Here is a 23,136-nt window from a genome sequence, read left to right as displayed (position 1 = left end):
CTTGGGAGGCGCATCGTCGCTCAGGGATGGCCCCTGCTCGGTGCTTCTGACCTCAGTTGCGCCCGCATTGCCGGCCATGCTTCATTGTTGAAAACACGAAAGACACGAGAAATGACCACGAACGCCGTCGTCGAACTGGCCGCCAAAGACCTGAATGCCCAGGGTGGCGTGTTCTGCCCCAGCCCCAAGGCCGATATGAAGCTGTGGAACAGCCACCCCAAGGTCTACCTGGATGTGGCCAAGACCGGCGACGCCAAGTGCCCTTATTGCGGCACGACCTACCGCCTCAAGGCCGGCGAGGTGTTTGCCGGCGGGCATTGATTCCCCCGAGCCCCAAGGCATCTGGTCGCTCCAGCGAACGACCAGATGCTTTTTTCATTTGCGAGCCACGATAGCGAGCCATGCGCATTCTTCACTTTGTTACCGGAGGCTTCTCCGGCGCCACCCAGGTCGCCGTGGACCTGAGCCTGGCCGCGCTGCGCACGCCCGGCCATGAGGTTCTGCTGGTGCTGCGCCGCAAGCCCAGCACGGATGAACGCAAGATCGAGGTCCTGCGCCAGCAAGGCCTTCAGGTCGTCGTGGTGTCCAACTGGCTGCATGCACTCACCGTCTGGGAGCTGCGCAAGATCATTCGCGCGTTCAAGCCCGATGCGATGTTCGCGCATGGTTTCAGCGACCATATCTGGGGCCGTCGCGCGGCCGCGGCCGAAGGCGTGGCGCATATCTTTCATGTGGAACACAACTCGCGCGAGCGCTACACGCCGCGTCGTCTGCGCCAGGCCCTGGCGCTGGAGCCGTTCACCCAGGCCCATATCGGCGTCTCCGAAGGCGTCAGGACCAGCCTGGTCGAGCGGGGTTTCCCGGCCGAAAAATGCATTGCCATCTGCAACGGCATCGATCTGACGCGCTTTGCCCAAGAGGCCATGCCCCAGCACTGGCAGGAGCGCGAGCCGGCGATTTACATGGCTTCACGCTTTGCGCGCCAGAAGGATCACGACACGCTGATCAGGGCCATGGCCGCTCTCAGGCAGCGCGGCCTGACTCCAACACTCTATCTGGCCGGCGCAGGCAAGAGTTCGCTCAGGGCCAGAGCCGAGCGGCTGGTGGCCGAGCTCGGACTTGAGCAGCAGGTTCGCTTCCTGGGCAATGTCTCGGACCTGCCCCAGCGACTGTCCAGGACGCAGATCTTTGTTCTGGCGACACATTGGGAAGGCATGCCTCTGGCGCTGGTGGAGGGCATGGCTGCAGGCTGTGCCTGCGTCGTCTCCGACGTCATCGGAGCCCGGGAAGTCGTCACCCCCGAGGTGAACGGCCTGCGGGTGCAGGAGTCAGACCCCGGCTCCATGGCGGACGCACTGCAAAGACTGCTCCAGGACCCTGCCCTGGCCCAGCGCCTGGGCTCGGCGGCGCGTGCTCATGCACTCAGCCACTATGGACGCGAGCAGATGTGGGGCCAATATCAAGGACTGCTGCCGGTCAAGGCTTGAGCACCGCCGAGACCTGAGGTTTTGCGGCCCGGAGATTGCCCCAGTTCAATGCCAGCTTCATCTTGAATTTGCGCATTTTCTGCAGGCGGCTCGTCGGTGCTGCCTGCTGGGCCCAGATGCTGCTGACCTCACTGGTGTCGTCCAGGGCAATGACCGAGGGATAGACACCGTAAACACGCAGGTCGTTTTCAAACCAGAAGCGGATATCCACATCCACCGGCCGGTCGAAGGGAACACGCGCCTCCAGCATCTTGCGGGCACCGGAGCGGCTGATGACGTAACCAGCGGCAAAGCTAGGCACCCGCTGATAGGAGATCAGCTGCAAAGACCCTTCTACCAGCGGCCCCTGGTTGGCTATCTTTTCCGGCTCGCGCCCATAGAGCTTGATCATGTCCCAGCTGCCATCGGCGGGCAGGGCTTCGATCGCCGCCAGCGCCTGGGGCAAATCCGGCAGAAGCCGCACATCGTCCTCGAAGACCACCATGGCAGGCGCATCGCCATCCAATAGCTGCTGCCATGACCGCAGATGGCTGGCGTAGCAGCCCTTCTCTCCGTTGCTCAGGGGTTTGAAGTAGCGACCATGGCTTTGAGGGGCACAGAAGTAATGTCTTTGCTCGGCCGGCGACAGATCCGCCCACCACACGGCAGGCAAGCGCGATGCCGCCAGCCCCATTTGCGCGAACTGCGCAGTCATGCGCTCGCGACGCTCCGCGTCCTTGGACAAATTGATAAAGACAATGGGTAATGACGACATACACTTCTGCACCGAACACAAGACCTGCAGTGTAGGTTGAAGCCCGCTGCCTCGCAGAAGAACCCGATTACAACTATGAATGTGCCTACATCCGTCGCGCCTCAACCCGGCCAGCCCGGCAAGCGGGCGGCTGCCCTTTCTCATGCCCTGGATGCCGCCTGCTTTGCATTCTTTGCACTGAGCCTTTGCGTGCCTTCGGGCTATTCCTACGGATCCACGGCCCTGGCTCTTCTGGCGCTGGCCGGTTCCGTCGCTGCTCGCCCCAAAGGCCCTGCTCGGCGTGAAACCTTGGTGCTGGTGGGGCTGATGCTGGTGCTGGGACTGCTCTGGAGCCTGTCCTTTGATCGCTGGTTCTCGGCGGCAGGCTGGGGCTACGGCGCGAAATATGCCTTGGCCGCTCTCAGCCTCTGGTATCTGAGCAAATCGGGTGTCCGGCTCCCGGCCATTGTCTGGGGCCTGGCTCTGGGCTGCGCAGGCGCCCTGGCCATTGCCGTGTACCAGGCCGGCGTGCTCAAGATGCCGCGTGTAACCGGCTTTACCAACGCCATCCAGTATGGCGGCATCGCCATGTACCTGGGTTTTGCCACCTTGTCGCTGGCCGTGCTGGGCCGCTGGAGCAAGTCCCGCGCCGCTGCCCTGGGCCTGCTGGGTGCATGCGGTGTCTTTGCGTCCTTTCTTTCCGACTCCCGCGGCTCCTGGGTCGTGATACCGCTGCTGATCGCGGCCATCTGGCTGATGGCCTGGCTCAACGGCTACAAGCGTCTGGCCAGCCTGGCTGCGGCAGCAATGCTCATGCTGGGGCTGATCGTGGCAGTGCCTGCCTACCAAAAGCTGGAACAGCGCAGCACCGAAGCCGCCCGGGAAGTCTCACAGTATCTGCAGGACCCCCAGAAATATGCGGTGACCTCGGTCGGCCAGCGCCTGGAGCAATGGCGGCTTGCGATTCATCTGATCGAGCAGCGTCCCTTCAGCGGCTGGGGACTGGCCGGCTACCCTGCGGCCAAGAAGCAGATGGTCGATCAAGGCCTGGCCCATCCCTCGGTCATGGAGTATGGGCATGCGCACAACGAAATCCTGGACATGTGGGTCAAGCGCGGGCTGCCAGGTCTGATCCTGCTGCTGGCGTTCTATGCCGTGCCTGCCGCCATTTTCTGGCCCACGCCGCGCCGTCTGGCACGTGCCGATGCGGCTCATCGCCCCAGGCTGCTGGCTCTGCGTGCAGCAGCCACCCTGCTGCCACTGGCCTACTTCGGCTTTGGCTGGACCCAGGTATTCTTTGCGCACAACAGCGGCAACATGTTCTACATCTTCAGCCTGGCCGTGCTCTGGGGCGGTATCTGCAGACTGGAAGCCCGGGCTCCCGCATCGGCTCAGTCCTGAGCCCTGCCCGGCAAGCCCAGGGCCAGGGCTCCCAGAGCCCCCTGGCCCAGCGCAAAGACACCATACAAGAGGCCGACCCCGACGGCCAGAACCGCAGGCACGCCGAACGGAGCCAGCGCTGCAACGGCTGCGGCTTCACGGGTGCCCCAGCCGCCCACACTCACAGGCAGTGCCGCCATCAGGAATATGGGGGCGATGACGAAGCCCCAGGCAGCCGGCGGCAAATGCAGGCCCAGAGCCATGGCACCACAGGCCAGCGCTGCGGCGGACAGCAACTGCACCAGGGCCGAGGATGCGGCTTGCAGCCAAAGCTGGGACAGAAAGTCGGGGCTGTCGGCCGCCATGCGCACAGGCTCCAGCCAAGCGCCGGGCAGCTTGAACCAGTTGCTGCGCAGACCCTGCAGCAAGGCCCAGGGCAGCAGCAGCCAGATCACGGTGATGGCAAGCAGCAGCGTGATGAAGAGAGCGGTATTCAGGCGCACCCAGGGAGCCAGCGTGGAAGCGCAAGCCACCGCACCCAGACCTCCGATCGCGCACAGCATCCACAGGCCGCTGACCCTATCGAGAATCACCGAGAGATTGCTGGCCGCCTTGGCCTGCCCGGTCTTCTGCAGCGCTATAGCGCGATAGACATCACCGCCCACCACAGCGCCGGGCAGCAACACATTCAGGCCGATGGCCTGAAAGTACCAGCGCATGCTCGAAGCTACCGGCATCTGGGCCCCCAGCCACCGCGCCATGGCACGCCAGCGCCATGCCGAGACGACATTGGAGGCGATGGAAATCCCGAAGCCTCCCAGCAGCCACCAGGGGTTGGCCTGCTGCAGCCGGCCCCAGAGCTGAACGGGGTTGGCGAAATAGACAACGGCGGCCAGCAAAGCGATGCCCATCAGGGCCCGGACAAACGCCTTACGCGTCTTGCTCACAGGAGCGTGGTCTCGGTTTTCACTGCCTTGTCTTCGGCCCTGTACCCGGCGGAGCCGTAATCCTTGGCGTAGTACTGGAGACCGCTGCCCGACTCGTAATAGATACGCGTCAGCAGCTCGCCGATCAGACCCGCCGCGATGAACTGCATGCCCATCAGCACCAGCATGACCCCAGCCATCAACAGGGGACGGCCTCCAATCGATTCGCCCATGATCTTCTGCGCCAGCAGCCACAGCAGAATCAGCACGCCAGGCGTGGCCATCCACAGTCCCATGCCGCCAAAGGCATGCAGCGGGCGCTGGCGAAAGCGCATGAAGAAGACAATGAAGATCAGATCCAGAATCACCCGGAAAGTGCGATCTATGCCGTACTTGGAGACACCGCGCGTGCGTGCATGGTGACGCACCGGAATCTCCGTGATACGCGCGCCGGCATCACGCGCCAGCGAGGGAATGAAGCGGTGCATTTCGCCGTAAAGGCGAATGCGGTCGATGATCTCGCGGCGGTAGGCCTTCAATGCGCAGCCGTAGTCATGCAGCTGCACATTGGTGAATTTGGAAATCAGGCGGTTGGCCAGCACCGAGGGAAGACGGCGCGACAGCGCCTTGTCCTGGCGGTTCTTGCGCCAGCCCGAGATCATGTCCACATCGGGGTCGTTTTCCAGACGCTCCAGCAACAGCGGAATATCGCCGGGTTCGTTTTGCAGGTCGGCATCCAGCGTGACCACATAACGGCCGCGCACGCGGTCAAAACCGGCCTGCAGGGCGCTGGACTGCCCGTAGTTGCGTACCAGACAGACGGCACGCACCCAGGGATGCTGCTCGGCCAGCTCGCGCAGACGCCTGGCACTGCCATCCGTCGAGCCATCGTCCACCGCAATCAGTTCGTAGCTCAGCGGCTGGGTGCGCATGGCCTCGTCAATACGGGCCACCAGGTCGGGCAGATTATCGAACTCGTTATAAACAGGAACAACGATGGAAACTTCGGGATTGGAATCGTGCACGGACGTCATGCTCAATGATTTTGGATAACAGTCACCTATACTAACTGAATACCCCAGGTGCCATTTGCGCCAGGCCCATTGTTTGGCCTGCAAAGCCAAGCGCAATCGTAAGTGCGCACTATCAAAACATGTGCACTCGCCAAATCCTATGGCATCAAACTCCTCGACTTCTATTCGCCCCGACTGGCAGCAAGCCCTATATACCAAGCCATGGATATGGCTGGCTCTTTTAGTTTGTGCCCATATCGTTTCCCGCATCAGCATTTCCGCGGGCATGAAATGGGACGAGTCCGAACAGATTCTCTGGGCCCAGCAATTGCATCTGGGCTATGGCCCGCAGCCGCCTCTGTATACCTGGATGCAATGGGCGGTCTGCCAGATTCTCGGCCCCTCGGTGCTGGCTCTGGCCCTGCTCAAACATCTGCTGATCGCCCTGACCTACTGCCTGGCCTGGCTGGCGGGCCGGGAGTTGCTCGATCGCAAAGGCGCGTGGTGGGTGGCCGCAGGTCTGCTGCTGATGCCGCCTTTCGGCTGGGACTCGCTGCGCGACCAGACCCATACGGTGATGGTGACGGCCATGACCATGGGCTTGTGGTGGGCGGTACTGCGCCAGGTGCAAAAGCCGCAAGTCATCAATTTTGTATGGATCGGCCTCTTCTGCGGTCTGGGCATGCTGTCCAAATACAGCTATGCCATGCTCATTGGCGCCTTGTTCGTGGCCTCCATGTCGGTGACGCAGGTACGTCGCGCCATCTTCGCCAGGGGTTGGTGGCTGGCTCCGCTGGTGGGCTTGCTGGTGTTTGCGCCCCATGCCTTCTGGCTGGCCTCGCACTGGGGCATGGCAACCACAGAGACCGTACAGAAGATGTCCATCTCCACCGAGGCTTCGCACCTGAAAGGTCTGGGCAATCTGCTCAAGGCCCTGCTTTCCACCTTGGGCCTGTGGCTGATTGCCGCCGTGCTCAGCTATCGCTCCAGACTCTGGAAGCCAGGCACCGACGCGTTTTTGCAGGGCCAGGAATGGGCCAGGCCTTTGCTGCGCAACTACCTGCTCGTCATTGCCGTCTGCCTGCTGGGCATGGTGCTGGCAGCTGATGTCACGGACTTCAAGCAGCGCTGGATGCTGCCTCTGACGGCCATTGCACCCTTGGCCCTGTATGTCTGGCGCCCTGCACTGCTGGAACAGGGCGTGGGCCGCATGTTCACCGTCTTCGTCATCGCCTTTGCCCTGATCTTTCTGATCATGGCCACGCTGCGCCCCTGGCAGGGCGGCCGCAAGAACGATCCCGACGAGCTCAACCATCCGGTCAAGACACTGGCCCAGGAACTGCGCAAGGCCGGTTATGACGGCAAGGGCGTCATCGTCGGCTCGGACCATATGATGGCGGCCATGCTGCATTCGCAGTTCCCGCAAACCTACGCCCTGGGCTGCTCCGATGGCGCACAGCTGAGGCAGTGCCTGTCTCAGGCCGGCGCCGATACCGCAGGCGGCCTGCTGTTGATCACACGTGCCGACAAGCCCGTCGCGGGCTGGTGGGACGGCATCTTCACCACCCAGGCAAAAACCGCGCTGCAGACACTGAGCATGCCTTTCGAGAAAATGCCTGCCAGCGCAACACCTGCGCAATACCAATATCTCTGGATTGCCCCATGAATCCCGTTCTGATCACCGGCTGTGCCGGCTTTATCGGCATGCATTGCGCCAAGCGGCTGCTTGAGCAAGGTGTGCCCGTGGTTGGTATCGACAACCTCAACAACTACTACGACGTGGCGCTCAAGCATGCCCGCCTCGCCGAGTTGCGCCCACATGCCCACTTCCGCTTCGTGGAACTCGATCTGGCGGAGCGGCAAGGGATGGCCGACCTGTTTGCCAAGGTAGCCCCCGGCAAAGTTCTGCACCTGGCCGCACAAGCCGGGGTGCGCTACTCCATCGATCAGCCCGACGACTACACCGACTCGAATCTGCTGGGCTTTGGCAATGTCCTGCAAGGCTGCCGCAAGCACCAGATCGAGCATCTGGTCTATGCCAGCAGCTCCAGCGTCTATGGTGGCAACACCAAGATGCCGTTTGCCGAAAGCGATGCGGTGGACCACCCCATCAGCTACTACGCAGCCACCAAGAAGGCCAATGAGCTGATGGCCCATAGCTATGCGCACCTGTACGGCATTCCCACCACAGGTCTGCGCTTCTTCACGGTATATGGCCCCTGGGGCCGCCCCGACATGGCCTTGTTCAAGTTCACCAAGGCCATGCTGGCGGGCGAGAGCATCGATGTCTATGGCGAAGGCAAGCTGGTGCGCGACTTCACCTATATCGACGATATCGTCGAAGGCATCATGCGCGTGCTGGACAAGCCCGCCACACCCGACGCCAGCTATGACAGCCGGAACCCCAACCCTGGCACCAGCACTGCACCTTATCGCATCTTCAACATCGGCAACAACACACCCACCGTGCTGATGGACTACATCGCCGCCTTGGAGGGAGCCCTGCAAATTACCGCTCGCAAGCAAATGCTGCCCATACAGCCCGGAGACATGCACAGCACATCGGCGGACACACGAGCCCTGCAAGCCTGGGTCGGCTTCTCGCCAGCCATGCCCGTGGCCACTGGCGTGCAGAATTTTGTGGATTGGTATCGCTCTTTTTATCGCGTATGAAAGTTACTGTCTTTGGTACCGGCTATGTCGGTCTTGTGCAAGGCGCCGTACTGGCCGACGTAGGCCACCAGGTGCTTTGCGTGGATGTGGATGAGAAGAAGGTCGCGGCACTCAAGGCCGGCCAGATCCCCATCCATGAACCTGGCCTCGATGCACTCGTCATCAACAATCAGCAACTGGGCCGTTTGCAGTTCACCACCAATGCCGCCGAAGGCGTGGCGCACAGCGAGCTGATCTTTCTGGCCGTGGGCACGCCGCCCGACGAAGACGGCAGCGCCGACCTGCAATATGTGCTGGCCGTGGCCCGCACCATCGCCCAGCACATGGACGGTCCGCGCATCGTCATCAACAAATCGACCGTGCCCGTGGGCACGGCGGACAAGGTCTCGGCCGTGATCGCCGAAGGCCTTGCACAACGCAATCTGCAGCATGCGTTCGACGTGGTATCCAACCCCGAGTTCCTCAAGGAGGGGGCTGCCGTGGGCGATTGCCAGCGCCCGGACCGCATCATCATCGGCACCGGCAACCCGGCTTCCGAAACCAAGCTGCGCGAGCTGTACGCGCCTTTCAACCGCAACCGCGACAAGATCGTGGTGATGGATGTCCGAAGCGCAGAGCTGACCAAATACGCGGCCAATGCCATGCTGGCGACCAAGATAAGCTTCATGAACGAAATCGCCAATCTGGCGGAAAAGTTGGGTGCCAATGTGGAGGCCGTGCGCCGCGGCATTGGCAGCGACCCGCGCATTGGCTATCACTTCATCTACCCGGGCGTGGGCTATGGCGGCAGCTGCTTTCCGAAGGATGTGAAGGCGCTGATCCACACCGCCAGGGAAGTCGATTTCGAGCCTCTGCTGCTCAACGCCGTAGAAGACCGTAACCATGCCCAGCGCAATGTGCTGTTCGAGCGTATCAACGCCTTCTACAACGGCCAGCTTGAGGGCAAGACCATCGCCGTCTGGGGCCTGGCCTTCAAGCCCAATACCGACGATATGCGCGAAGCGCCCAGCCGCAATCTGCTGGAGTCGCTCTGGGCTGCCGGCGCCAAGGTGAAGGCCTACGATCCCGTGGCCATGAAGGAAGCCCACCGGATCTACGGCGAGCGTGCCGACCTGCAGTTGGCAGATAGCCCTCTGGCTGCCGTAAAGGATGCAGACTGCCTGGCCATCGTGACTGAATGGCAGATCTTCCGCGCTCCGGACTTTGACCTGCTGGCCTCAACGCTGCGCGACAGAATGATTTTCGACGGCCGCAATCTCTACGAGCCTTCCCTACCTGCCAGCCATGGCCTGGGCTATGTCTCCATAGGCCGACCCGCCCAGCCACCGCACTGAAACAAAAAGCCCCGCAGGACGAGATCTGCGGGGCTTTTTTCTGGGGGAGCCGGATCAGACCAGCGGCAGACAGATCACAAAGCTCGCACCGCTACGGCCATCCTGGCGTGCCTCGCAGTGCACAGTCCCTCCATGCCGCTCGGCGATCGACCGCACCAGCGACAGACCCAGACCCACACCGCCGGAGCGCTCGCTGGCGCCAGGCAGGCGATAGAACTTTTCGAAAATACGCTCACGCTGCGCCTGGGGAACGCCAGGGCCATGGTCCTCGACGCGAATCACGGCCATATCGTCCTGCCTGGACAGGGACAGCGTGATCTCGCCCTCGCTGTAGCGGCGCGCGTTCTCCAGCAGATTGCGCACGGCGCGGCGCAGCAGTTTCGCAATACCTTGCACCTCCAGCGGACCATCGGTCTGCATGTCCAGATCGGCATCGATGCGCGCGCATTCCTCGGCCGCCAGACCGATCAGATCGACCGACTCCACCGTGCCCACATCGACCTCGCTGGAGTCCAGCCGGCTGGCCAGCAGGATCTCGTCGACCAGTTGGTCCAACTCGCCAATATTGCGCTGGATCTCGGCCTTGGCACGTGCACTGGCCGGATCGTCGCCCATGAACTCCAGGCCCATGCGGATGCGCGTCAGCGGCGAACGCAGCTCATGCGAGGCATTGGCCAGCAGAGACTTGTGAGAGGTCATCAAGGTCTCGATGCGCGCGGCAGCGGCGTTGAACTGGTGTGCCAGATCGGCCACCTCGTCATGGCCGTGCTCGGGCACGCGCACCGACAGATCGCCCTCGCCGAAGCGCTTGACGCCGCGCTGCAGATTTTCCAGACGCTTGAGCAGGCGGCGAATGATGGGGAACACGCCCACAACCACCGCCACGCCGACCAGGCCCAGCATCCACAGAAAGCCGAACGGTGGCCGCAGCCAGAAGGCCACGGCACCATCACGCGGTGGAGGGCGACCCTCACGCCACTCGCGCGGCGCCATCCACAGCTCATAGACCTGCCCGTCCCTGGCGGCAATTTCAAAACGCACGCCATCTACGGGCGAGCCGGAGACGCGGTTGCCACGCCCCTCCACCACCACCTCGCCCTCGGGGCCTTTGAGCACCATCTCGCGCGAAGGCGGTGTGGTGCTGTTCTGCGCGCGCTGTTCCTCGGCAATATTCCAGGCCCAGGCCACGCAAAGCGTGAGCACGGCCACACCGACCACCACGGCCAGCCAGATGCGCAGATACAGGCGCTGAGAGAAGACATGCAGCAGCTTCATCAGTCTTGTTGCTTGGCAAAAACATAGCCCACACCGCGCACCGTGAGAATGCGCTTGGGAGCCTTGGGGTCGGCCTCGATCGCGGCGCGGATGCGGCCCATATGCACGTCGATCGAACGATCGAAGGCCTCCAGTTCGCGCCCTCTCACGGCTTCCATGATCTGGTCGCGCGTCAGCACGCGACCGGCGCGCTCGGCCAGCGCCACCAGCAGATCGAACTGGTAGGAAGTGAGATCGGCCTGCTGCTCGCCCACCGACACGGTCCGGGCATCACGATCGATTTCCAGGCTGCCGAAGCGCATGACGGCATTCGCGGGCGCCGCCTGGCTCTCGCCACCTTTGCGGCGCAGGATGGCGCGAATGCGGGCCAGCAGCTCGCGCGGCTCGAAAGGCTTGGGCAGATAGTCGTCGGCGCCCAGCTCCAGGCCGATGATGCGGTCCATGGGATCGCCCTTGGCGGTCAGCATCAGCACCGGGACCTGTGCGGGGGCACCAGGCATGGAACGTATGCGGCGGCAGACTTCAAGGCCGTCCATATCCGGCAGCATCAGGTCCAGGATCACCAGATCGGGCAGCTCGACCGAGCCGCCATCGCTGGGCTGCAGCTGTTCCAGGCCGCTCTTGCCATCGGCCATATGGGTCACTTCCAGGCCGTTATTGCCCAGATAATCGCTCACCATTTGCGCCAGGCGAACGTCGTCCTCAATCATTAGAAGTTGGTGCGTGCTCATAGGGGGCAGTGTAGTCATGCTCGCGCCTCGATATTTCTTCAAGGCACCATGCTGCAGCACGCAGATGATCTGCTCTTGTCTGGCGCGTAAAGTTCGGTAAACGCTACACGCACCAAAAAACAATAGCTAACAGCGCTTTCCCATCAAGTACCAGAGCCCATTTTCACTCTTGATGCCAGGAAAATCAGCAGCAGCACCGGGAAGCCCATCAGCGCCGTGGTGTGGAAGAATGCCTCGTAACCATAAGTATCGACAAACACCCCCGAGAAGCCCGCCAGCCACTTGGGCGCCAGCAGCATCATGGAGCTGAACAGCGCATATTGCGTGGCCGAGTACTGCACATTGGTCAGGCCCGAGAGATAGGCAATAAAGGCTGCCGAGGCGATCCCCCCGGCGAGATTGTCGGCACTGACCACCCAGACCAGCGCCGCGACGTCATGGCCGCGCGTGGCCAGCCAGGCAAACAGCATATTGGTGCAGGCCGACAGCACGGCCCCCAGCATCAGCACACGCATCACGCCCCAGCGCACGGCCATGGTGCCGCCCACGAAGCCGCCCAGCAGCGTCATGATGACGCCGAACACCTTGGTCACGGCGGCCACCTCTTCCTTGGTGTAGCCCATGTCCACATAGAACGGGTTGGCCATGATGCCCATGACCACGTCGCTGACGCGATACAGCCCGATCAGCGCCAGCAGCAGCAGCGCCTGCCACCGATAGCGGCCGACGAAGTCGGCAAACGGCGCAATCAGCGCGCCCTTGATCCATTCGGCGGCATTGCGTGCCGGTGCCATGGGGCGGGTTTCAGGCTCGGGCGAGAGCAGCACCGTGATCATGCCCACCAGCATGCTTGCCGCCATGGCCGTATAGGCCACATGCCAAGCCTGCACCATATAGCCCTGCACATCCCCCTGCACCTGTGACGCCACCCACAGAACGCCGGCTCCGGCCCAGATCATGGCCAGGCGATAACCGGTCTGGTAGGTGGCCGCCAGGGCCGCCTGGTCGTCGAGCTTGGCGGACTCTATGCGATAGGCATCAAGCGCAATATCCTGCGTGGCCGAGCCGAAAGCCACCAGCACTGCGCACCACACCAGGGGCTGCAGCGATTGCTTGGGGTCCATGAACGACATGCCGAGCAGGCCGGCCACGATCAGCAGCTGCGAAAACAGCAGCCAGCTGCGGCGGCGGCCCAGCATCCGCGTCAGCGCCGGCAGTGGCAGACGATCCACAAGCGGGGACCAAACCCATTTGAAGGCATAGGCCAGACCCACCCAGCTCAGGAATCCGATCGTCGTGCGGTCAATATCGGCCTCGCGCAGCCAGAAGCTCAGGGTACCGAGCACAAGCAGCAAGGGCAGGCCGGCCGAAAAGCCCAGGGCCAGCATGCGCAGGCTGGTGGGCTGGGCGTAGACCTTGAAGGCCTGGCTCCAGCTGCGCTTGGGCTTGATGGCGACGTCTGCGGAAGAGGGATTGCGGCTTGTTTGGGACGACTCGGTCATGGTCTGGTTCTCTGAGGCAGAGGGCATTATCGGTTGCCCGCGCCAGTCGCCGGGCGCTACCATTGCCCCGACCGCCGTCTCTTTCTGTAAGCAGGATTGACCCATGAGCCGTGACACCGCATCCCCGCACCCTGTGCTTGACCAGGCACAGGCATCGGTGCGCAGCTACAGCGGCGAGCATCAGGCCCATGCCCACGACTATGCCCAGATCCTGTTTGCGCTGCAGGGCCGCATGGAGCTGGAGGTGGCCGGCAGACCCAGCTTTGTAGACAGCGCCTGCGGCATGGTCATCCCCGCAGGGGCCGACCATGGTTATCTGGCCGCGCCGCAAACCCAGGTACTGGTGATCGATGCGCCCATGGCCGAGGGGCTGGACAAGCTGCGCCGCTTTGCCGTGCCACCGGCGCTGCGCTTTCCTCAGTCAAGCCTGTCGGCCGCCGCGCAAATGGCGCTGGTGCTGCAGGCTCCCACCTTGCTGCAGCGGCGTGGACTGGATCTGCTGCGGCTGCAGCAGCAGATCCAGGCCGCCTTGCACGAAAGCTGGCCCACGGCCAGACTGGCGGGCTTGATGCACCTGAGCGTGGCCCAGTTCCATGCCCGTTTTGTGGAGCTGACGGACCGCACCCCGCAGGACTGGCTTCGCGGCCTGCGTCTGGATGCTGCCGTGCGGCAGCTCAAACAGGGGACTGCACTCGAAGCGACCGCCTTGCGCTGCGGCTACGCCTCGGCAAGCGCCCTGGCCTATGCATTGCGGCGCGAGCGCGGCGTGACATCGCGTCAACTGCGTGAGCCGCGCTGAGCTGGCGCACTTCAAGCGTTTCTCGACAGATGGGCGACCTGGGCCCGCGCATGATGGCTCACTCATGTCTGTGACTTCCGCTATCTCTTACTCATCATCCCGAAACGCCTTGGGTCCTGTCGGCCTGGTGCTGGCCGCCGCCATGCTCTGGGGTACCACGGGCACGGCACAGCATTTCGCGCCCGCACAGCTCTCGCCCTACTGGGTGGGCGGCCTGCGCATGGTCATGGCCGCACTGTTCTTTGGCGCGCTGGCGCTGCTGCTGGACCGAGGCCATGCGCGCCAGCCCATGCGCTGGGCGCGTATCGTGTTCTGCGGCCTCTGCATGGCCATCTACAACCTCAGCTTCTTTGCCGGCGTCAAGGCCAGCGGCGTGGCCCTGGGTACGGCGCTGGCCATAGGCAGCGGCCCCATCTGGGCCGGTCTGATGCAGGCTGTGGTGCAAAAGCGCATGCCCAGCGCCCAATGGTGGCTGGGCACCTGCACCGGCGTGGGCGGAGGCATTGTCATGGCGCTGGCCGCCAGCGACAGACAGCATCTGCCATGGGCGGGCATGGCCCTGTGCCTGCTCGCCGGTCTGTCCTACGCCGCCTACGCCCTGGTCAATCAGGCCCTGGTGATGCAATCGCGTGTGGCCACGGTCAATGCCTGGGTCTTTGCCTGCGCGGCCCTGCTGTCGCTGCCCGTTTCGGCCTGGCTGGGCGGGCCGCTGCAGATCAGCGCCGAAGGCTGGGCCGTGGTGACCTATCTGGGCATGGTCGCCACGGGCTTTGCCTATCTGCTGTTTTCAGTGGGCCTGCGCGGCATGTCTGCCGCGACCGGCGTGGCCCTGAGCAAGGCCGAGCCGATCACCGCCTTTGCGCTGTCGCTGCTGGTGGTGGGCGAGCGACCGGCCTGGTGGTCCGTAATCGGTCTGCTCGGCGTGATCGGCGGTCTGTGGCTGGTGGTACAGGCAGAACGAAAGACTGCAGAAGCCGTCTGACCCGAGTCCTCTTCGCGCTCGCATAGACTTGGCAGCCATGCACTCCCTCACCTCATCCCTGCGCCTGCCCGTCACCCGCAGTTGCCTGCTGCTTGCACTGGCCTGCGCGCCGCTGATGCCTGCACAGGCGCAGGTGGAGGTCGGCAAGGCATCCGTCATGCGTCAGCTGGTGCCGGCCGAGACGCTGGAGAACTCTGCGACCCAGCAATACCAGGAGCTGCTGCAAAAAGCCAAGGCCCAGGGTGCGCTGGCAGATGCCGGTAACCCGCAGCTGCAACGCCTGCGCACCATTGCCCAGCGCCTCATCCCTTATGCCGCGCAATGGAATCCGCGCGCCAGCCAATGGCGCTGGGAGGTCAACCTCATCGGCAGCAAGCAGATCAACGCGTTCTGCATGCCCGGCGGCAAGATCGCCTTCTACACCGGCATCATCGACCAGCTCAAGCTCACGGACGACGAGATTGCCATGATCATGGGTCACGAGATGGCCCATGCCCTGCGCGAGCATTCGCGCGAGCAGCTGGCCAAGAACCAGGCCACCAGCATAGGCATATCGCTGGGCGCGCAACTGCTGGGTCTGGGCGATATCGGCAATGCCGCTGCACGCCTGGGCGGCCAGTTGCTCAGCCTCAAGTTCAGCCGCAACGACGAAAGCGATGCCGATCTGGTCGGACTGGAGCTGGCGGCCCGCGCCGGCTACAACCCGCAGGCCGCCGTGAGCCTGTGGCGCAAGATGGGCCAGGCCACGGGCGAAGGCGGCATAGGCTTTCTCTCCACGCACCCGACAGGCCCCGATCGCATCCGCCAGCTGGAAGGAAACGTGCCGCGCGTCACGGGCTTGTACGAGCAGGCACGCAGGCGCTGAACACCGGCGACAAGGCGGCTGAAAACCCGCTTTGCGCCAGCCATGCGGCGCTCTATATTGGGCTGTGACAAGCGCACAGCACAGGAGTGATCGCATGCAGGCCCTGGACACCCATGACGTCTTCAACCAGTTCGATGAGTTGACCGACATCAACCTGCTGCAGGCCGACACGGCCTTGCAGGAAGTGCTGCTGCGCCAGCAGGCCCAGGGCTTTGTTCCGGCCCTGAGCCGCTTTGCGCAACAGCTTGGCGAGAAGCAGAACTGGGAGCATGCCGAGCTCGCCAACCGCCATACTCCCGAGCTGCAGCGCTTCGACGCGCGCGGGCGTGTGCTCGATGCCGTGGAATTCCACCCCAGCTGGCATCGCCTCATGCAGCTGTATCGCGAGCAGGGTCTGATCTCTCTGCCCTTCGAGAGCCAGGGTCGCGGTCGCTGGAGCGCCTGGGCCGCCGGCTTCTACCTGCACGGTCAGGTAGAGCAAGGCACGCTATGCCCGGCCACCATGACCACAGCGGCCATCCCCGTGCTGCAAAAAGAGCCCCGGCTCTGGAGCCAGTTGCAGGCTCAGTTGTTCAGCCACGAGTACGACCCACGCGATCTGCCGCTGGCCCAGAAAAAATCCATCTGGATCGGCATGGGCATGACGGAAAAACAGGGCGGCTCGGACGTGCGCGCCAACACCACGGTGGCCCGCCCGGTGCATGATGGCGGCCGCGGCGGCGAGTATCTGCTGCGCGGCCACAAATGGTTTTTCTCGGCCCCCATGTGCGACGCCCATCTGGTGGTGGCGCGCATGGCCACGGCAAGCGGCGAACTCGGCGGCCATGCCTGCTTCTTCGTGCCGCGCTGGCGCCCCGATGGCAGCAAGAACCCGCTACGTGTGCAGCGCCTCAAGGACAAGGTCGGCAACCGCAGCAACTCCAGCGCGGAAGTGGAGCTGCAGGACGCCTGGGGCATTCTCATGGGCGAGGAAGGGCGCGGCATTCCCACCATCATCGAAATGGCCAGCTACACGCGCTTGAACTGCGTGCTGGGCAGCGCGGCCATTGTGCGCAGCGCCACCGTGCAGTCGATTGCCTATGCGCGTCAGCGCTCGGCCTTTGGAAAGCATCTTTCGGATCAGCCGCTGATGGCCTCCGTACTCGCGGACCTGGCCCTCGAAAGCGAAGCCTCCATGCAGCTCGCCATGCATCTGGCGCAAGCCTATGAGTCGGAGGCCGACGGCGACCTGCTGGCTCGTGCCTGGAAACGCATCATGACTCCGGCCGCCAAGTTCTGGGTCTGCAAGCGCTCGGTGGAGATCACGGGCGAAGCCATGGAGGTCTTTGGCGGCAACGGCTATGTGCAGGAAAGCATCGTCTCGCGCCTGTTCCGTGAAGCACCGGTCAACTCCATCTGGGAGGGCTCGGGCAATGTGATGTGCCTCGACGTTCTGCGCGCCATGGGCCGCGAGCCAGAAGCTGCGCGCCTGCTGCTGCAGGATCTCAGCGATATGGCTGCCGACCACCCCCTGCTGACGGCGATGACGCAATCGCTGGCCAGGCGCTTGTCTGCCGCACCCGATGCACTGGAGCCGCAAGCGCGCCGACTGGTGCAGGACTTGTGTCTGCTGGCCCAGGCCTGCCTGCTGCACAGGCACGCGCCCGCCCCCATGGCCGATGGCTTCATCCAGACTCGCCTTGGCGCACAAGGCGGGGCCATGGTGGTCGGAGCGTTCGACCCTGCTGGGCTCGACATTGCGGCCATACTTGAGCGCGCCCTGCCCGCCTGAATCCGCTCAGGCAGCGACAAGTGTCTTCAGCTGCCTGAAGCTTTGTGCCAGGCTTTTGCCGCTGGTGTCCAGCACATGGTCGGCCTTGGAGTAAAAGGCCGATCGGCCGTCCAGAATCCGGCGCAGATCGTCCATGGCCTCGGGGTTGGCTGCCATGGGCCGCGTGTCGCCCTGAGCCACGACACGGCCCATATGCTCGTCGGGCTGGGCCTGCAGCCAGACCGTGGTGCAGTGGCTGAGCAACTCATTGAAGGTCGCGGGGTCCGAGACAATACCGCCCGGCGTGGCAATCACCACATCGCTGTAGATCTGCACGGCCTCTTCCAGTGCACGACGCTCGTAACGGCGATAGGCTCCCGCGCCATAGAGGTCATAGATCTCGCGCACGCTGCAGCCGGCCACCCGTTCGATCTCCTGATTCAGCTCCAGAAACGGCACATTCAGTTGCTCTGCCAGCATGCGGCCCAGCGTGGACTTGCCCGCGCCGCGCAGGCCTATCAGGGCAATGCGAGAAGCCCGGTGCGGGTCTCCACTGGGCGCCGTCCCGAGAATCTCTCCGGCCGCCAGTCGCACACGCTGCAAATCGGCCTCGCTGCGGCCCTCGAGCAATTCGCGCAGAAGCAGCCATTCGGCGCTGGCCGTCGTCACATCGCCCAGCAGCTCGGCCATGCTGCACTGAAGTGCCTGTGCGATCTGCTGCAGCACGAGGATGGAGACATTGCCCGTGCCGTATTCGAGATTGGCCAGATGGCGCTCGGACACCACAGCCGCAGAAGCCAGCCCGCGGCGCGTGAGACCGCGGCGCGCACGCAGATTGCGCACCCTCTCGCCCAAGGCCTGCAGCAACGGGCTTTTGCCCGCCTCATCCCCTTCCGCAACCGACGCGGATGCCATGTCTAACTGATCCATAAAGCTCCTCAGAGGCCGTGAATGATAAACAGTCGGGGTTAACGCGAATCATGCAATATATTGCTTGACACTGCATTGTCTCGTATTTATCTTTTGATTGCACGCACAATATTGCATGTTGCACCAAAGATTTGATGCTGATCAGAACAGCACTTCAGGAGACCCCCATGACTGAGTTACTGGCCAACCATGTGGCAGGCCGCTGGCAAACCGGCAGCGGCCCGGGCAGTTTGTTACGAGATCCGGTACTGGGGGCCGAGCTGGTGCGTGTCGACGCCACCGGGCTTGATCTGGCTGCCGCCTTTGCCTTTGCCCGCGACACCGGAGGCAATGCCTTGCGCGCCCTGAGCTATGCCCGGCGCGCCAGCCTGCTGGCCGATATTGCCGCCTTGCTGCAAAGCCGGCGTGACGCGTACTACGAGATCTCCACCGCCAACAGCGGCACCGTCAGAAACGATACCGCCGTCGATGTGGACGGCGGCATCTACACCCTGAATCAATACGCCAGATGGGGCGCAGCACTGGGCGACGCCAGACATCTGAGCGACGGCGAAGCCGTGGCGCTGGCCAAGGACGGAGCCTTTCTGTCCCGCCATATCCAGGTCCCGACGCGCGGCGTGGCGCTGTTCATCAACGCCTTCAACTTTCCTGCCTGGGGGCTGTGGGAAAAGGCGGCACCGGCCCTGCTCTCGGGCGTGCCCGTCATCGTCAAACCGGCCACGGCCACCGCCTGGCTGACCCAGCGCATGGTCAAGGATGTGATCGATGCCGGCATACTGCCGCCGGGAGCGCTGTCCATCGTCTGCGGCAGTGCCGCCGGCTTGCTGGATCAGCTGCAGCCCATGGATGTGGTCTCCTTCACGGGGTCTGCGGACACGGCGTCGACCATCCGCTCTCATGCGGCCATCAGCCGCCATTCGGTGCGCAGCAATATCGAGGCCGACAGCGTGAACTGTGCGATGCTGCTGCCCGGCCATGGCCCGGACAGCGAAGCCGCCGCCTTGCTGGCGCGTGAAGTGGTGCGCGAAATGACGGTCAAGTCCGGCCAGAAATGCACGGCCATACGCCGCGTGCTGGTGCCGCAGGCCCTGTATGACAGCCTGGCCCAGACCATCAGTGCGCAGCTGGCGAAGATCTCCGTGGGCAACCCGCGCAACGACGCCGTGCGCATGGGATCTCTGGTCAGCCGCGAGCAGTACGACAGCGTGCAGCAAGGCCTGGGCCGCCTGCTGGAACACACCACGGCCCTGCATGACGGCCGGCGCAATGCGCTGATCGATGCCGACCCGGCGATTGCCGCCTGCGCCCAACCCGTGCTGCTGGGCACACAAGACCCCGATGGCAGTGCACTCGTGCACGACATGGAGGTCTTTGGCCCGGTGGCCACGCTCCTGCCCTACCGTGACCTGGCCCATGGCCTGGCACTTGCGCATCGCGGCCAGGGCTCGCTGGTCTGCTCTATCTACGGTGATGACGACCAGGCCCTGGCCGCCAGCGCCACCGAGCTCGCCGCCAGCCACGGCCGCGTGCACGTGGTCACGCCCGCTGTCGCCAAGCTGCATACGGGCCATGGCAATGTCATGCCCCAGTCCCAGCATGGAGGTCCGGGCCGCGCCGGCGGCGGCTGCGAACTCGGCGGCCTGCGGGCCCTGGATTTCTATCATCGCAAAAGCGCCATACAGGCTGCACCGCAGGTTCTGCAGGCACTGGCCGAAACGACGGGAGCATGAGCCATGGCCGACTTCAGCCAAGCCTTCAACTTTGCCCAGCATCTGTTTGACCTCAACCAGGGGCGCGGTGACAAGAACGCCTACACCGATGACCAGGGCACGCTCAGCTATGCACAGTTGCAGGAGCAGGCCCGCCGCCTGGCCCATGGCCTGCTCACGGCCGGCATCCATCGCGAGGAGCGCGTGCTGCTGGTCATGCACGATATGCGCGAGTGGGTGATCTCCTTTCTCGGAGCCATGTACGCTGGTGTGGTGCCGGTGGCGGTGAATACCTTGCTCACCGCAGCTGACTACGCCTACATGCTCGAGCATTGCCGTGCGCAGGCGATTCTGACGAATGGCGCGCTGGTTCCCGTGGTGCAGCAGGCCCTGGAGCAGGCGCACCATGAGGTCAACCATATCTGGGTCGCCAGACCCGAGGATGCATCGCCAGGCCTGCCACCGGCCTTCGAGGCGCTGCAGCCCTGGCTGCAGCAGCAAACGCCGCTGGCCCACGCCGCCAGGACCATGGGCGACGACCCCGGCTTCTGGCTCTATTCCTCAGGCTCCACCGGCAAGCCCAAGGGGGCGGTGCATACCCACGCCAACCCCTACTGGACGGCCGAGCTGTATGGCAAACCGGTGCTGGGCCTGAATGAAAACGATGTCTGCTTTTCCGCCGCCAAGCTCTACTTCGCCTACGGCCTTGGCAATGCCCTGACCTTCCCTCTGAGCGTGGGAGCCAGCGTGGTGCTGATGGCCGAGCGCCCCACGCCGGAAGCCACTTTCAGGCGCTGGACCGAGCACCGGCCCACCGTGTTTTTCGGAGCGCCTACGGGCTTTGCGGGCATGCTGGCCCACCCCGCCTTGCCGGCACGCGAACGGGTCAGCCTGCGCATGTGCTCGTCGGCCGGCGAAGCCCTGCCGGCCGAGATTGCCCAGCGCTTCAAGAACCACTTCGGTGCCGATATCGTGGACGGCATCGGCTCCACCGAAATGCTGCATATCTTCCTCTCCAACCGCCCGGACGATATCCGCTACGGCAGCACCGGAAAGCCTGTGCCCGGCTATGCGGTGGAGCTGCGCGGCGAGGATGGACAGCCCGTGGCCGATGGCGAGATCGGCGATCTCTACATCAAGGGCCCGAGCGCGGCCCTGATGTACTGGGCCAACCGCGACAAGACGCGCGACACCTTCCAGGGTGCCTGGCTCAAGAGCGGCGACAAATATGTGCGCGACGCCGAGGGCTACTACACCTATGCGGGCCGCAGCGACGACATGCTCAAGGTCAGCGGCATCTATGTCTCGCCATTCGAGGTCGAGTCCACGCTGCAGCAGCACCCTGCCGTGCTGGAGGCGGCCGTGATCGGCGTGACCGACGAGCAGGGCCTGACCAAGACCAAATCCTATGTGGTGTGCAAGCCCGGGCAGAGCGCCAGCGAGGACGAACTCAAGGCCTTTGTGAAGAACCGGCTGGCTGCCTACAAATACCCGCGCTTCATTGAATTCGTGGACGAACTGCCCAAGACCGCAACCGGAAAGATCCAGCGCTTTCGCTTGCGGGAACTGGACACGAAACCACGCTGACGGCCTGCTGCAAGCGCGCAAAAAGCGTTAGCAACAGCGTCATCCAACTAGGGCAATCGCTGGTATTGCTTTAAACCTAAAGTTGTTAGAGTGCGCTCTTGCACCAGTGCGACCCCCAGCACCACAGCCAGTCATATCCCTTGATCTGAGAACAAGCCGGCATTCATCCATCAACCAGCAGGAGACAAGCATGAGCAAGCAATGGGCACTATGGAGCGCAATCGCACTGGCTGCCGCCGCAAGCGGCAGCAGCGCCATGGCGCAGGAGAAGATCAAGGTCGGCTTCATGCTGCCTTTCAGCGGCACCTATGCAGCGCTGGGCGTGGCGATCGAGAACGGCTTTCGCATGCAGGTCGCCGAACAGGGCGGCAAGCTGGGCGGACGCGAGATCGAATACTTCAAGGTCGACGACGAATCCGACCCCGCCAAGGCCACGGACAATGTCAATCGTCTCATCAAGCGCGACAAGGTCGACGTGATCATCGGCACCGTGCACTCCGGCGTGGCCATGGCCATGGCCAAGGCCGCCAAGGAAAGCGGCACCGTGCTCATCGTTCCCAATGCGGGAGCCGATGCAGTCACCGGCCCCATGTGTGCTCCCAATATCTTCCGCAGCTCCTTCTCCAACTGGCAGACGGCCTACCCCATGGGCGTGGTGGCAGCCAAGGAGGGCAAGAAAAATGCCATGACCCTGACCTGGAAGTACGCAGCCGGTGAAGAGGCCGTCAACGGCTTCAAGGAAGGCTTCGAGAAAAGCGGCGGCAAGGTCAGCAAGCAATTGACCCTGCCGTTTCCCAACGTCGAATTCCAGGCTCTGCTGACCGAGATCGCAGCAGCCAAGCCCGATGCGGTGTTCTCCTTCTTTGCGGGTGCAGGTGCCGTGAAATTCGTCAAGGACTATCACGCCTCTGGCCTGTCCAAGACCATTCCGCTCTACGGACCTGGCTTTCTGACCGACGGCACGCTGGACGCCCAGGGCGAGGCCGCCCAGGGCATGCTGACCACGCTGCACTATGCCGACGAACTGGGCACGGCGCGCGACCAGGCCTTCCGCACCAACTACGCCAAGAACTACAAGCTGCAGCCCGATGTCTATGCCGTGCAAGGCTATGACGCGGCGCAGATGCTGGCCGTGGGCCTGAAGGCAGCCGGCGGCGACATCGGCAAGAAGGATGTCTTCCGCACGGCCATCGAAAAAGCCACGATTGCCAGCCCTCGCGGCGACTTCACCTTGAGCAAGGCCCACAACCCCGTGCAGGACATCTATCTGCGCAAGGTCGACGGCAAGGAAAACAAGAAGATCAGCGTGGCGGTGAAGGCGCTGGCGGACCCGGCCCGCGGCTGCCGCATGTAACGCAAGCAAGCCATACCGCCCTGGATACGTCGCTGCTCTGCGCATGCCGCACCTTTGGTGCCGGCCCCCGGCAGAGCGCCTCGTCTCCAACGCGAATCCGTGATTC

20 protein-coding genes are annotated in these 23,136 nt (G+C 63.6%); 13 read left to right on the top strand and 7 right to left on the bottom strand.

Annotated features, from left to right (window positions below; translation table 11 throughout):
* Window positions 1-111 precede the first annotated feature (111 nt).
* Entirely contained in the window at window positions 112-321 is a 210-nt protein-coding gene (locus tag FSY59_RS10240; RefSeq protein ID WP_003059801.1) for a zinc-finger domain-containing protein, read from the top strand.
* A gap of 80 nt (window positions 322-401) precedes the next feature.
* Window positions 402-1,487 carry a glycosyltransferase gene (locus FSY59_RS10235; RefSeq protein ID WP_148728908.1) on the top strand — a complete coding sequence of 362 codons (1,086 nt, stop codon included), beginning with the start codon at window positions 402-404 and terminating at the stop codon, window positions 1,485-1,487.
* On the opposite strand, the gene FSY59_RS10230 is transcribed toward FSY59_RS10235, so the two are convergent.
* On the bottom strand, window positions 1,477-2,241 hold the full coding sequence (locus FSY59_RS10230) for a glycosyltransferase family 25 protein (protein WP_050873068.1): 765 nt from the start codon (window positions 2,239-2,241) through the stop codon (window positions 1,477-1,479). The two genes, FSY59_RS10235 and FSY59_RS10230, sit on opposite strands and share 11 nt — an antisense overlap.
* Window positions 2,242-2,316: 75 nt before the next feature.
* Between FSY59_RS10230 and FSY59_RS10225 the strand changes: the two genes are divergently transcribed.
* Complete coding sequence (locus tag FSY59_RS10225) at window positions 2,317-3,621, top strand: O-antigen ligase (protein WP_003059808.1); 1,305 nt, start codon at window positions 2,317-2,319, stop codon at window positions 3,619-3,621.
* Here the strand turns inward: FSY59_RS10225 and FSY59_RS10220 are convergent.
* Together FSY59_RS10220 and FSY59_RS10215 are read right to left on the bottom strand one after the other, a co-directional pair.
* A complete protein-coding gene (locus FSY59_RS10220) occupies window positions 3,612-4,511 on the bottom strand; it encodes a lysylphosphatidylglycerol synthase transmembrane domain-containing protein (protein ID WP_172671674.1) in 900 nt (299 codons plus the stop codon). The genes FSY59_RS10225 and FSY59_RS10220 overlap by 10 nt on opposite strands.
* Before the next feature lie 32 nt (window positions 4,512-4,543).
* Complete coding sequence (locus FSY59_RS10215; RefSeq protein WP_050873070.1) at window positions 4,544-5,560, bottom strand: glycosyltransferase family 2 protein; 1,017 nt, start codon at window positions 5,558-5,560, stop codon at window positions 4,544-4,546.
* Window positions 5,561-5,825: 265 nt separating this feature from the next.
* Here FSY59_RS10215 and FSY59_RS10210 point away from each other — a divergent pair, with 265 nt between their 5' ends.
* The 3 genes from FSY59_RS10210 to FSY59_RS10200 are packed head-to-tail and all read left to right on the top strand — an operon-like array spanning window position 5,826 to window position 9,546.
* Entirely contained in the window at window positions 5,826-7,205 is a 1,380-nt protein-coding gene (locus tag FSY59_RS10210) for a glycosyltransferase family 39 protein (protein ID WP_148728907.1), read from the top strand.
* Complete coding sequence (locus tag FSY59_RS10205) at window positions 7,202-8,212, top strand: NAD-dependent epimerase (RefSeq protein ID WP_003059821.1); 1,011 nt, start codon at window positions 7,202-7,204, stop codon at window positions 8,210-8,212. Before FSY59_RS10210 ends, FSY59_RS10205 begins: the two co-directional genes overlap by 4 nt.
* Window positions 8,209-9,546, top strand: a complete 1,338-nt coding sequence (locus FSY59_RS10200) for a UDP-glucose/GDP-mannose dehydrogenase family protein (RefSeq protein ID WP_148728906.1) — start codon at window positions 8,209-8,211, stop codon at window positions 9,544-9,546. The genes FSY59_RS10205 and FSY59_RS10200 overlap by 4 nt, the downstream gene beginning before the upstream one ends.
* A 54-nt stretch (window positions 9,547-9,600) precedes the next feature.
* Here FSY59_RS10200 and FSY59_RS10195 read toward each other — a convergent pair whose 3' ends face one another.
* From FSY59_RS10195 to FSY59_RS10185, 3 genes are all read right to left on the bottom strand, one after another.
* Window positions 9,601-10,821, bottom strand: coding sequence for an ATP-binding protein (locus FSY59_RS10195; RefSeq protein WP_148728905.1), 1,221 nt, complete (start codon window positions 10,819-10,821; stop codon window positions 9,601-9,603).
* The gene (locus tag FSY59_RS10190; RefSeq protein ID WP_003059830.1) at window positions 10,821-11,570 is read right to left on the bottom strand and encodes a response regulator; all 750 of its coding nucleotides are present in this window, start codon (window positions 11,568-11,570) and stop codon (window positions 10,821-10,823) included. The genes FSY59_RS10195 and FSY59_RS10190 overlap by 1 nt, the downstream gene beginning before the upstream one ends.
* Window positions 11,571-11,695: 125 nt before the next feature.
* Window positions 11,696-13,054: an MFS transporter gene (locus FSY59_RS10185; RefSeq protein ID WP_182312189.1), complete on the bottom strand. Its 1,359-nt coding sequence runs from the start codon at window positions 13,052-13,054 to the stop codon at window positions 11,696-11,698.
* Window positions 13,055-13,157: 103 nt separating this feature from the next.
* On the opposite strand from FSY59_RS10185, the gene FSY59_RS10180 reads away from it, so the two are divergent.
* The 4 genes from FSY59_RS10180 to FSY59_RS10165 all read left to right on the top strand — a co-directional run bounded on the left by FSY59_RS10180 (window position 13,158) and on the right by FSY59_RS10165 (window position 17,471).
* Entirely contained in the window at window positions 13,158-13,853 is a 696-nt protein-coding gene (locus FSY59_RS10180) for an AraC family transcriptional regulator (protein ID WP_003059836.1), read from the top strand.
* Window positions 13,854-13,962: 109 nt separating this feature from the next.
* On the top strand, window positions 13,963-14,835 hold the full coding sequence (locus FSY59_RS10175) for a DMT family transporter (protein ID WP_019043212.1): 873 nt from the start codon (window positions 13,963-13,965) through the stop codon (window positions 14,833-14,835).
* Between the two features lie 37 nt (window positions 14,836-14,872).
* A complete protein-coding gene (locus tag FSY59_RS10170) occupies window positions 14,873-15,700 on the top strand; it encodes a M48 family metallopeptidase (RefSeq protein ID WP_003059843.1) in 828 nt (275 codons plus the stop codon).
* 94 nt (window positions 15,701-15,794) lie between these two features.
* Window positions 15,795-17,471 carry an acyl-CoA dehydrogenase family protein gene (locus tag FSY59_RS10165; RefSeq protein ID WP_003059845.1) on the top strand — a complete coding sequence of 559 codons (1,677 nt, stop codon included), beginning with the start codon at window positions 15,795-15,797 and terminating at the stop codon, window positions 17,469-17,471.
* 6 nt (window positions 17,472-17,477) lie between these two features.
* Here FSY59_RS10165 and FSY59_RS10160 read toward each other — a convergent pair whose 3' ends face one another.
* Window positions 17,478-18,380, bottom strand: coding sequence for a helix-turn-helix transcriptional regulator (locus FSY59_RS10160; protein WP_003059848.1), 903 nt, complete (start codon window positions 18,378-18,380; stop codon window positions 17,478-17,480).
* A 167-nt stretch (window positions 18,381-18,547) separates the two neighbouring features.
* Here FSY59_RS10160 and FSY59_RS10155 point away from each other — a divergent pair, with 167 nt between their 5' ends.
* From FSY59_RS10155 to FSY59_RS10145, 3 genes are all read left to right on the top strand, one after another.
* On the top strand, window positions 18,548-20,110 hold the full coding sequence (locus FSY59_RS10155; protein WP_148728904.1) for a 3,4-dehydroadipyl-CoA semialdehyde dehydrogenase: 1,563 nt from the start codon (window positions 18,548-18,550) through the stop codon (window positions 20,108-20,110).
* 3 nt (window positions 20,111-20,113) lie between these two features.
* A complete protein-coding gene (locus tag FSY59_RS10150; protein WP_148728903.1) occupies window positions 20,114-21,676 on the top strand; it encodes a benzoate-CoA ligase family protein in 1,563 nt (520 codons plus the stop codon).
* 190 nt (window positions 21,677-21,866) lie between these two features.
* Window positions 21,867-23,030 carry an ABC transporter substrate-binding protein gene (locus FSY59_RS10145; protein ID WP_003059855.1) on the top strand — a complete coding sequence of 388 codons (1,164 nt, stop codon included), beginning with the start codon at window positions 21,867-21,869 and terminating at the stop codon, window positions 23,028-23,030.
* The last annotated feature ends 106 nt before the right edge of the window (window positions 23,031-23,136 follow it).

This window comes from Comamonas sp. Z3, from assembly GCF_008121565.1.
GTDB lineage: Bacteria > Pseudomonadota > Gammaproteobacteria > Burkholderiales > Burkholderiaceae_C > Comamonas > Comamonas brasiliensis.
The sequence above is the reverse complement of the archived record's forward strand: the minus strand, read 5'-3'. Positions and strand labels throughout refer to the sequence as shown.

Excerpts from the sequence above, each read along its gene's own strand:
- FSY59_RS10220 (WP_172671674.1), bottom strand. The coding sequence starts at position 4,511 with ATGGGCATCGCTTTGCTGGCCGCCGTTGTCTATTTCGCCAACCCCGTT.
- FSY59_RS10155 (WP_148728904.1), top strand. The coding sequence starts at position 18,548 with ATGACTGAGTTACTGGCCAACCATGTGGCAGGCCGCTGGCAAACCGGC.
- FSY59_RS10205 (WP_003059821.1), top strand. The coding sequence starts at position 7,202 with ATGAATCCCGTTCTGATCACCGGCTGTGCCGGCTTTATCGGCATGCAT.
- FSY59_RS10170 (WP_003059843.1), top strand. The coding sequence starts at position 14,873 with ATGCACTCCCTCACCTCATCCCTGCGCCTGCCCGTCACCCGCAGTTGC.
- FSY59_RS10240 (WP_003059801.1), top strand. The coding sequence starts at position 112 with ATGACCACGAACGCCGTCGTCGAACTGGCCGCCAAAGACCTGAATGCC.
- FSY59_RS10190 (WP_003059830.1), bottom strand. The coding sequence starts at position 11,570 with ATGACTACACTGCCCCCTATGAGCACGCACCAACTTCTAATGATTGAG.
- FSY59_RS10150 (WP_148728903.1), top strand. The coding sequence starts at position 20,114 with ATGGCCGACTTCAGCCAAGCCTTCAACTTTGCCCAGCATCTGTTTGAC.
- FSY59_RS10165 (WP_003059845.1), top strand. The coding sequence starts at position 15,795 with ATGCAGGCCCTGGACACCCATGACGTCTTCAACCAGTTCGATGAGTTG.
- FSY59_RS10145 (WP_003059855.1), top strand. The coding sequence starts at position 21,867 with ATGAGCAAGCAATGGGCACTATGGAGCGCAATCGCACTGGCTGCCGCC.
- FSY59_RS10180 (WP_003059836.1), top strand. The coding sequence starts at position 13,158 with ATGAGCCGTGACACCGCATCCCCGCACCCTGTGCTTGACCAGGCACAG.
- FSY59_RS10230 (WP_050873068.1), bottom strand. The coding sequence starts at position 2,241 with ATGTCGTCATTACCCATTGTCTTTATCAATTTGTCCAAGGACGCGGAG.
- FSY59_RS10225 (WP_003059808.1), top strand. The coding sequence starts at position 2,317 with ATGAATGTGCCTACATCCGTCGCGCCTCAACCCGGCCAGCCCGGCAAG.
- FSY59_RS10235 (WP_148728908.1), top strand. The coding sequence starts at position 402 with ATGCGCATTCTTCACTTTGTTACCGGAGGCTTCTCCGGCGCCACCCAG.
- FSY59_RS10195 (WP_148728905.1), bottom strand. The coding sequence starts at position 10,821 with ATGAAGCTGCTGCATGTCTTCTCTCAGCGCCTGTATCTGCGCATCTGG.
- FSY59_RS10185 (WP_182312189.1), bottom strand. The coding sequence starts at position 13,054 with ATGACCGAGTCGTCCCAAACAAGCCGCAATCCCTCTTCCGCAGACGTC.
- FSY59_RS10215 (WP_050873070.1), bottom strand. The coding sequence starts at position 5,560 with ATGACGTCCGTGCACGATTCCAATCCCGAAGTTTCCATCGTTGTTCCT.
- FSY59_RS10160 (WP_003059848.1), bottom strand. The coding sequence starts at position 18,380 with ATGGATCAGTTAGACATGGCATCCGCGTCGGTTGCGGAAGGGGATGAG.
- FSY59_RS10210 (WP_148728907.1), top strand. The coding sequence starts at position 5,826 with ATGAAATGGGACGAGTCCGAACAGATTCTCTGGGCCCAGCAATTGCAT.
- FSY59_RS10200 (WP_148728906.1), top strand. The coding sequence starts at position 8,209 with ATGAAAGTTACTGTCTTTGGTACCGGCTATGTCGGTCTTGTGCAAGGC.